At 45.3% G+C, this 8,752-nt stretch carries 8 protein-coding genes; all 8 read left to right on the forward strand.

The features are described 5' to 3' along the window. The first annotated feature begins 414 nt into the window (after window positions 1-414). Window positions 415-1,167 carry a DUF3450 domain-containing protein gene (locus tag ABYB02_RS11695; RefSeq protein ID WP_372762626.1) on the forward strand — a complete coding sequence of 251 codons (753 nt, stop codon included), beginning with the start codon at window positions 415-417 and terminating at the stop codon, window positions 1,165-1,167. An 11-nt stretch (window positions 1,168-1,178) separates the two neighbouring features. Next, window positions 1,179-2,546 (forward strand): MotA/TolQ/ExbB proton channel family protein, encoded by a 1,368-nt coding sequence (locus ABYB02_RS11700; protein WP_372762627.1) that lies wholly within the window; start codon window positions 1,179-1,181, stop codon window positions 2,544-2,546. 3 nt (window positions 2,547-2,549) lie between these two features. Further along, the gene (locus ABYB02_RS11705; RefSeq protein ID WP_372762628.1) at window positions 2,550-3,077 is read left to right on the forward strand and encodes a MotA/TolQ/ExbB proton channel family protein; all 528 of its coding nucleotides are present in this window, start codon (window positions 2,550-2,552) and stop codon (window positions 3,075-3,077) included. Between the two features lie 45 nt (window positions 3,078-3,122). After that, window positions 3,123-3,533 carry an ExbD/TolR family protein gene (locus tag ABYB02_RS11710; RefSeq protein WP_372762629.1) on the forward strand — a complete coding sequence of 137 codons (411 nt, stop codon included), beginning with the start codon at window positions 3,123-3,125 and terminating at the stop codon, window positions 3,531-3,533. A 9-nt stretch (window positions 3,534-3,542) separates the two neighbouring features. Continuing rightward, window positions 3,543-4,148, forward strand: a complete 606-nt coding sequence (locus tag ABYB02_RS11715) for an energy transducer TonB (protein WP_372762630.1) — start codon at window positions 3,543-3,545, stop codon at window positions 4,146-4,148. 50 nt (window positions 4,149-4,198) lie between these two features. Continuing rightward, a complete protein-coding gene (locus tag ABYB02_RS11720) occupies window positions 4,199-5,524 on the forward strand; it encodes a tetratricopeptide repeat protein (protein ID WP_372762631.1) in 1,326 nt (441 codons plus the stop codon). 302 nt (window positions 5,525-5,826) lie between these two features. Continuing rightward, on the forward strand, window positions 5,827-7,428 hold the full coding sequence (locus ABYB02_RS11725; RefSeq protein WP_372762632.1) for a hypothetical protein: 1,602 nt from the start codon (window positions 5,827-5,829) through the stop codon (window positions 7,426-7,428). 93 nt (window positions 7,429-7,521) lie between these two features. Continuing rightward, the coding region (locus ABYB02_RS11730) for a TonB-dependent receptor plug domain-containing protein (RefSeq protein WP_372762633.1) at window positions 7,522-8,752 on the forward strand (1,231 nt) is incomplete at its 3' end.

The following is an 8,752-nucleotide window of genomic DNA, read 5'->3' on the forward strand; positions in this document are numbered from 1 at the left end:
ACTGACGTTAATAATGAGCTTATCGATGAGCTAAATTATGTACGCAGCCTGCCCATTCAAGGGTTTCCATCGTTAGTGTTAATACATCAACAACATGCGAGCCCCATCGCGATTAATTACCACAATTGCCAGCCTACCTTAGCGCAAATTAACGCCCTTTTAGCTTAACAGTCCTTGCCATTTTGGGGGTAAGCCCCCCTGCATGTTATTTTAACCATCCCACCTGCCATTCTACCTGCCACTACACAGCGTTTTAATCATTGTCATGAAAGCGACTTTTTAGCGCAACATGCTTGTCATTTATCCGCTATACACTTTCGCCCATAGAAAATACTTAGTCGTTAACTATGGCTTGTAAATAGTTAACGGCTAAAACCTAGCAAACCTGCTAATTAACCAGCGAAGGACTATTTGATGAAAGGCGTTAAACCATTTATTTTTGCCGGTATTGTGGCCGCCAGTGCCGCTGTACAGGCAAATGAGCTACAGACAGTGATTGATAAAAGCAGTGAAATTAATCAATCAGCTGCGCAATCGCAAAAAAAAATAGACAAGATTGCTGATTCAATACAAGGGCGGTTACAGCAATTTAAAGCCCTAAACAAAGAGATTGAAGGCTTAGCTGTTTATAACGCGCAATTAAACAAACAGTTAGATAATCAACTTGAAGAAATGCAATCGCTCAATCAATCCATGGATCAGGTGTCTATTATTGAGCGCCAAATCACCCCACTGATGCTGCGTATGATCACCGGACTTGAGCAGTTTGTGGCGCTGGATATGCCGTTTTTAACCGCTGAACGTAGTAAGCGCCTAGCGTCTTTATCAAACATGATGGATCGAGCCGATATCACGACAAGCGAAAAATTTCGTCGCGTACTCGAAGCCTACCAAATAGAAGTAGATTATGGCCGCACCATAGAAGCGTATAGCAGCCTACTTGAGGTGGCAGGTAAAGAGCGTGAAGTTGATTTTTTGCGCATTGGCCGCTTAGAGCTTATTTATTTAACCCGCGATGGCAAGCAGGCTGGAAGTTGGGATCAGGCTACAAAATCGTTCCATCCATTACCCGACTCAAGCATTAGTCAAATTAATAAAGGCTTACGTATCGCACGTAAGCAACTTGCCCCAGATATGTTAACTCTGCCAGTACACGCAGCAGAATAAGAGGTTAAAAAATGAAATTAGTGACGCAAATAACAACAATGGCGCTGTGTGCTGCAACAATTAGCTTTAGCGGTGTAACCATAGCGGCTGAACCGCTAAACCTAGATGCATTACTGAAAACGCTGGAAAACGGTAAAGCCGCTCAAACAGAGCAAAATACGCAACGTGAACAGCAATTTATTGCGCGTCAAAACGAGCAGGTACAAATGCTTAAAGACACGCAAGCTGAGCGTGATCACATGCTCAGTGAGGCAGAGCGTTTAGAAACGCAGTTTGAAGCAAACGAAATAAAGCTTGCAAATTTAACCGACACGTTATCGAAACGTATGGGCTCATTAAAAGAGCTATTTGGTGTGATGCAGCAAGTAGCGGGCGACACCAGCAATAAATTTGCCACCTCAGTGGTGTCGGCACAATTGTCTGGGCGCAGTGTCTTTATGGATCAGCTGGCGCAAAAAATGGGTTCAAGCTCAAAACTGGCCTCCATCGAAGATATCGAAAAAGTATGGTACGAATTACAGCGCGAAATGACCGAACAAGGCAAGGTGAGCCGTTTTACTAGTACGGTCATCGTGGAAGGGGGGAATAAAGTACAGCAAGAAGTAGTGCGTGTCGGTGCCTTTAATCTTATATCACAAGGCAAATACTTAACGTACAACCCAACTACCAACAGCTTAAGTGAGTTAACACGTCAACCTGTGTCGCGTTACACGGCAACCGCAGCTGACTTGCAAGCAGCTAACAATGGCGTGGTGCCGTTTGCGTTAGACCCGACGGGCGGCTCTATTTTAGGTTTACTGGTACAGGCTCCCGATACTGCAGAGCAAGTGCATCAAGGGGGGGCTGTAGGCTACGTAATTTTAGCGGTGGGTTTATTAGCCCTGCTTATCGCGTTAGAGCGCTTTGTAGCATTACTGCTAGTCGGGGGCAAAATACGTCGTCAACTAAAAGACAGTGTGGCGCGCAGTGATAATCCACTAGGGCGTGTGATGAAAGTCAAAGATGACTACCCCAATGTGGCTTACGACACCTTAGAGCTTAAATTAAGCGAAGCAATTTTGCGTGAAATGCCAAAAATAACCCGTAACTTAACGCTGATAAAAATAATTTCAGTGGTTGCCCCGCTGTTAGGTTTACTGGGGACGGTAACTGGAATGATCAATACCTTTCAAGCCATCACCTTATTTGGCACTGGCGACCCTAAATTAATGGCCGGCGGCATTTCTCAAGCATTAGTGACCACCGTGCTGGGACTGGTAGTGGCTATTCCAACGGTGTTTATTTACACCTTACTCAATACCCGTGCCAAACGATTACTGCTTATATTACAAGAGCAAAGCGCGGGTATTATTGCTAAGCGCAGTGAAAAGGGAGAATAAACCATGGTGCTATTGATTGACGCAATCAATGCTATCCGTGACTTTCTCGACACCGGTGGCCACGTGTTGTTGGTCATCGGGGTGTTAATTTTTACGATGTGGCTATTGATACTGGAGCGCTTCATTTTCTTTTTTAATGGCTTTCGTGGCTATAAACAAGCGATTAAAAATATTTGGTTTACTCGCGAAGAGCGCAACAGCTGGAATGCAGAGCAGATCCGTCAAGCCATGATCTCCCGCGCCAGTATGCGCCTCAACGCGAACTTAGCGTTAATTAATGTCATGGTTGCGTTATGCCCCTTGTTAGGGCTGTTAGGTACAGTGACCGGCATGATTGAGGTATTTGATGTTATGGCAATAACGGGTACGGGCAGTGCGCGCTCTATGGCGTCTGGCGTATCAAAAGCCACTATTCCAACAATGGCGGGTATGGTAGGGGCGCTTTCGGGCGTGTTTGCCGCCACTTATTTACAACGCAAGGCGAAGCGCGAAGTGGCGCTACTTGAAGACGCCATGCTACTAGATCATTAAACGTTAAAGCAAAACTTTAACCCGTGCTTTATTTAGGAGAGTCACATGAGAGCCCCTTTAGGTAATTTATTTCAAGAAGAAGAAGCCGAAGAAATTAACATGACACCCATGCTAGATGTGGTGTTTATCATGCTTATTTTCTTTATTGTCACCGCCTCATTTGTAAAAGAGTCAGGGATCGATGTTAACCGCCCAGAAGCCGCCACGGCGGTAAAAAAAGAACGCGCCAATATTTTAGTTGCGATTTCCGACAGTGGCGAAATTTGGATCAATAAACGTCAAGTAGATGTGCGCGCGGTGCAAGCCAATATTGAACGTTTAAAAGCCGAAAACCCACAAGGTAGTGTGGTGATCCAGGCCGATAAAAAATCAACCACCGATACCCTTATTAAAGTGATGGATGCTGCACGTGCCGCGGGTGTATTTGATGTCTCAATAGCAGCGCAAGAGGCATAAGGATAGGTTATGCGTTATTTAATAGCATGTGTCATTGCGATATTAATTACCTTTATGTTGTTTTTTGGCATGCAGGCGCTTATTAGCGGGGGGGAAGGTGCAATGAGTGAGCCCGCTAAAGGCAATGTACTTGATTTTGTGCGCCTTAAAAAAGAGCAAAATATAGAAAAGAAACAGCGCAAACCACAAAAGCCACCGACGCCGAAAGAGCCGCCACCGCCGCTCATGTCACCACCAATGCAAAGTAGTGAAAGTAACGCGCAGGCAAACAACTTTGACTTTTCGGCGACGGTTGACGCCGATGTAAGTATAGCTGCCGGGCTGGCGCTACAGTCCAGTGATGGCGAATATTTACCGATTGTTAAAGTGGCGCCGGTTTATCCGCGGCGCGCGTTATCGCGGGGCATTGAAGGCTACGTGATTGTTGAATTTACCGTTACCAAACAAGGTACAGTCCGCGATCCGCAGGTGCTTAAGGCAGAGCCTGAGTCGTTATTTGATAGAGCGGCGATGGATGCAGCGCTTAAATTTAAATATAAACCACGCGTAGTCAATGGCGAAGCCGTTGAAGTTGCGGGTGTACAAAATAAAATATCTTTCCAAATTAATGGCTAAATCAAAATTGATAACAGCCGCGATTTACTGGCAACAGCAGTGAGGCAATAATGAAACGACAAGTAATTACACACTATTTACACTATGCGCTGTGTTGCAGCGCGGTACTGGCAGCCAGTGTGGTAATACCCACAGCGGCCACTATGTTACCGGGTATTAGCTTGGCTAACGCCTATGCCAGCGAGCAAAAAACCACCCGTGTCCCTGCGCTGCGTGAAAAGGTATACAGTCAACTAGCGCGCGCACAAAAGCTTGCTGATGAGGGGGATGTGCCAGGCGGGCTCGCTGCACTTGATAGCATCCAAGCGCGTTCTTCCAGTATGAACTCATACGAAATTGCCATGATGCATAACTTTTATGGCTTTATTTATTACAACCAAAATGATTTAGCCCAGGCCATTAGCGCCTTTGAAAAAGTAATCGCAGAGCCAGCTATTCCTGAATCGTTGCGGTTAAGCACCACCTTTAGTTTAGCGCAGCTGGCGATGGCAAATAGTGACTATAACAAAGTGCTGCACTTTTTAGATCAATGGGATGCCATTAACAGTAGTGATAAACCAGACAGTTATTATGTACTCAGAGCACAAACCTACTATCAATTAAAACAGTACTCGCAAGGCTTAAATGCGATTAACCAAGCCATTGCGATGAGCGACGCGAGCGGCAAAACCCCAAAAGAAAACTGGCTGGTGTTGCAACGGGCAATGTACTACTCACTTAATCAAACTGATAACGTTGTTACTGTGCTTGAGCGTATGGTTAAGCTGTATAACAAAGCAGAATATTGGCTGCAGCTTGCGGCTATGTATGGCGAAACAGGGCAAGAGCAACAGCAACTAGCACTCCTTGAAGCGGCCCATCAGCAAGGGTTTTTAACCAGCAAAGCCGATTATCGTCAGTTGGCGCAAGTGTATTTATACAATGGCTTAGCCTATAAAGCTGCGGCACTGATGCGCCACGCGATGGAGGATGGCATAGTCGCCGCCTCTGCGAAAAACTATGCTTTTATTGCCGAAGCGTTGCTGCAGGCAAAAGAAGAGACGCAATCTATTCCCTACTTAGTAAAAGCCGCTGAGCTAACCGCCAGTGGTCAGTACGATCAACGTTTAGCCGAAGTGTATGTTAACACTGAGCAGTTTGAGGAAGCCGCCGATGCTGCGCGCCGAGCTTTGGATAAAGGCGGTCTTGATTTTGAGTCTAATGCCTTTGTTGCTTTGGGGATGGCACAGTACAACTTGCAAAATTTTGATGCGTCCATTTTGGCGTTTGAACAAGCGCAACAGCACAAACAATCGCAACGTCTTGCACAGCAATGGATCCAGTATGTAAAACGCGAAAAAATCCATGCCGAAACGCTTAAAACGGCTTTACTCTAATCGCTTAAGCGTGACTTAGCCACCAGCTACTACCCCGTCAATTATGTGTTCCCAACACAGTGATGGCGCTCACATTTAGTGCGCGCCTTTTTTATTGTTTAAACGCTAACTAACTGAAAATAAGTTGTTAATTTTGTCATCTAGGGTTTATTAAAGTGTCACGGCACTGTCATATCTGTGCCGTATTGTAGCCGCATTCGATAACTCAAGTGACCTTAATGCATGAGTATCGTGCCTTAACGTGACTTAAGTTTTTACTTAATGCGCTAACACAATAATTTAATACTTTAACGGAGTGAATAATGAAATTATCTGGTTTATTTAAAGTCAGCCTTGTGGCTACGGCAATGACGTTAGCAGGCTGTGGTGGGGATATAGAAATCACCCCTACAGTGAACGATAACAGCACCAGTACAGACAACAGTGTTAATAATTCTAATAACAACACCGGTTCTACCACGGATGATGACGCTGTGTGTGCAAGCTATGAATCAGCAGCGGGTACGGTCACAGGTGTGGTCAGTGGCATAGATTGTTTATACAACGATTCATTTTCAAGTAAAACGATTTCAATTACCAACAACATTACCTTTAAAGAATTACCTGGCGGTGGTGTGCATGTATTTGCTGATGCGCTACAAATTGGCGTAGATGGCAACACCGTTGATGGTTTTTCTATTCCTACTAATGGCCCAACCATGACTGTAGAGCCAGGTGCCATCCTTGCTTTTCAATCAGGTGAAGCGATTATACGCATAGCCCGTGGTGCAAAAATTCAAGCAGTCGGTACAGCAGAAAAACCCGTGGTATTTACCTCAGCCAATGCGTTTGATCGCTTTGATACGGCAGGCGAAGGGGCACGCTATGCAGACTGGGGGGGCATTATTATTAATGGCCAAGGTATTACTGATCAATGTACCGATGCAGAGCGCGATGGTGGCACATGTAATGTCGCTTCTGAAGGGATCACCAGCTACTTTGGTGGTAACAACAACAGTGACTCTAGCGGTAATATCAAATGGGCTAAAGTATGGTATGCCGGCTCGGGTCCCCGTGTTGGTGGTGAGGGTGATGACTTAAACTCACTGACGCTTAATGCGGTTGGTTCAGGCTCTGAGTTTGATTACATTCATATTCACCAAGGGTTTGATGATGGTATCGAAATTTTTGGTGGTGCAACCACACTTAAGCACGTCGTGGTGACCGATACTCAAGATGATTCGTTTGACTTTGATGCCGGTTGGCAAGGTAAAGCGCAGTACTTATTTGTGCAACACGGTACCGTCACGCTTAACGACGGCACAGTGGTTAATATGGGTAACAACGGATTTGAGTCTGATGGCGTTAAGGGCTCATCGTCTGCCCAAGTATCACCGTCAAACCCAATGATTGCTAACGTGACCGTGATCACTACAGATGGTAACTCAGTACGCGATGACGACCCATCACAAGCCTTCAAATTTGATGATCAGTTTAATTCAAGCATTTACAACGCGCTAATCGTTAAGAAAAACGCCGTTAATACTCAGTGTATTGAATTCTCTGGTGATGGTGAAAAGCAAGCCGATAACATCTCTTTTACTAGCTCGGTGATGGCGTGTTCAAACAATTTTGCAAATAGCGATACCTTTGCTGGTGGCCCACTTGCTGGACAAACTAAAACGGCTTGGTTTGAAAATGGCGGTGCCAGTGAAATTTTAACTGATGACGTTACTGTTCTTGCTGCTAATGGTTTTGCGACGAATACGACTGCTACAGATGTTACGGTTACCGCAACAGATTTAAGCGCCACAGATGGGTTCTTTGAATCGGTAAATTACATCGGTGCAGTATCGGATCAAGATACCAGCTCAAATTGGTATAAATGGGTTGAAGCTGCCGTCGCCGCGGCTAACGCAGATTAATTTAGCACTCTTTATAAACTTTTGAAGGCGCCTTAAAGCTTGCATATAAAGCGTTAGGCGCCTCTTTTGTATACTCTGATCAGGATGTATCTTATGTCTAAAAAACATAGACTTAATCAAATTACATGGGCGATTGGTTTGGGGTTGTGTGCCCAATCAGCCAGCCTGTTTGCTGCGCAAAATGATATTGATGTAAACCAAGAAATAGAAGAAGTGGTGGCAGTAGGCACACGTTTGCAAGGCAGTGCGGCTGCTGTGGTTGAAGAACGTAAAAACCAAGCCTTTGTTGCCGATATTTTAGGCTCAGAGCAGCTAGCACGTACCGGCGATAGCGATGCTGCCTCCGCGCTCAGGCGTGTAACGGGGTTAACCCTTGTTGATGGCAAGTTCATTTATGTGCGTGGTTTAGGTGAACGTTATTCAAGTGCGCGTTTAAACGGTGCTTACATACCTAGTCCCGACTTAACCCGCAATGTGATGCCACTTGATATTTTTCCAGCCAGTATTATTGCCAGCATGGCAGTACAAAAAGCTTACTCGCCCAATATGCCCGCTGCGTTTGGTGGTGGTAATATCGACATTAGAACCAAAGCGGCACCGAGCGAGTTTACCGCGGGTGTTGAAGTGGGAGTGGGCTATAACACCGCGGCAAGCGATGGTTTTAGCTATAATCGCAAAGAAAGCGGACTCCCTGATGCCTTATCTGCGGCAATTACCCAGTACCGTGGCGATTTTAGCATTGGTAACATTGTTAAACGTGACGGCTTAGTTGATGGCGATACCACACGCGCAGAGCAAGCGACCGCGATTAACAACCAATTACTTAAGTCGTTACCCCGTGGTTATGAGCTAAAAGAAACATCACTTGACCCGCAATATAATATTAAAGCGCATTATGGTGATAGCGTTAGCGAATCTTACTTTGGCGGTAAGTTAGGCTTTCTGCTTGCAGCAGCCTATAAAAACGAGTGGGATTTTGAAGACCGATTCAGCTCAGTGATCAGCCAAGACGTCAAAAATGCACACGGTGAAATTGACTGTACAACAGCGCTTAATAGTGCCGATGACGTTGCAAACTCGTGCTTTAATACCGTAAAAAATGCTCAAGTGACCACAGAAAACGAGCGTTATAATGCGTCATTTAGTTTAGGCTATACCCTAGATACCCACAGTATATCAGCGCAGCAGCTGTACATTATTGATAATGAAGATCAGTCTGAAATTGCGATTTCGCAAAGTCCAGCGGGTAGTTCAACATTTAGTATTGCTGGCGATGGCGTGGCTAATCGTAACCATACCTTTAACTACGAAGAGCGCCAGCTTA

It is taken from the genome of Pseudoalteromonas sp. (assembly GCF_041613455.1).
In the GTDB taxonomy this organism is placed as follows: domain Bacteria; phylum Pseudomonadota; class Gammaproteobacteria; order Enterobacterales; family Alteromonadaceae; genus Pseudoalteromonas.

Excerpts from the sequence above, each read along its gene's own strand:
- ABYB02_RS11695 (WP_372762626.1), top strand. The coding sequence starts at position 415 with ATGAAAGGCGTTAAACCATTTATTTTTGCCGGTATTGTGGCCGCCAGT.
- ABYB02_RS11700 (WP_372762627.1), top strand. The coding sequence starts at position 1,179 with ATGAAATTAGTGACGCAAATAACAACAATGGCGCTGTGTGCTGCAACA.
- ABYB02_RS11705 (WP_372762628.1), top strand. The coding sequence starts at position 2,550 with ATGGTGCTATTGATTGACGCAATCAATGCTATCCGTGACTTTCTCGAC.
- ABYB02_RS11710 (WP_372762629.1), top strand. The coding sequence starts at position 3,123 with ATGAGAGCCCCTTTAGGTAATTTATTTCAAGAAGAAGAAGCCGAAGAA.
- ABYB02_RS11715 (WP_372762630.1), top strand. The coding sequence starts at position 3,543 with ATGCGTTATTTAATAGCATGTGTCATTGCGATATTAATTACCTTTATG.
- ABYB02_RS11720 (WP_372762631.1), top strand. The coding sequence starts at position 4,199 with ATGAAACGACAAGTAATTACACACTATTTACACTATGCGCTGTGTTGC.
- ABYB02_RS11725 (WP_372762632.1), top strand. The coding sequence starts at position 5,827 with ATGAAATTATCTGGTTTATTTAAAGTCAGCCTTGTGGCTACGGCAATG.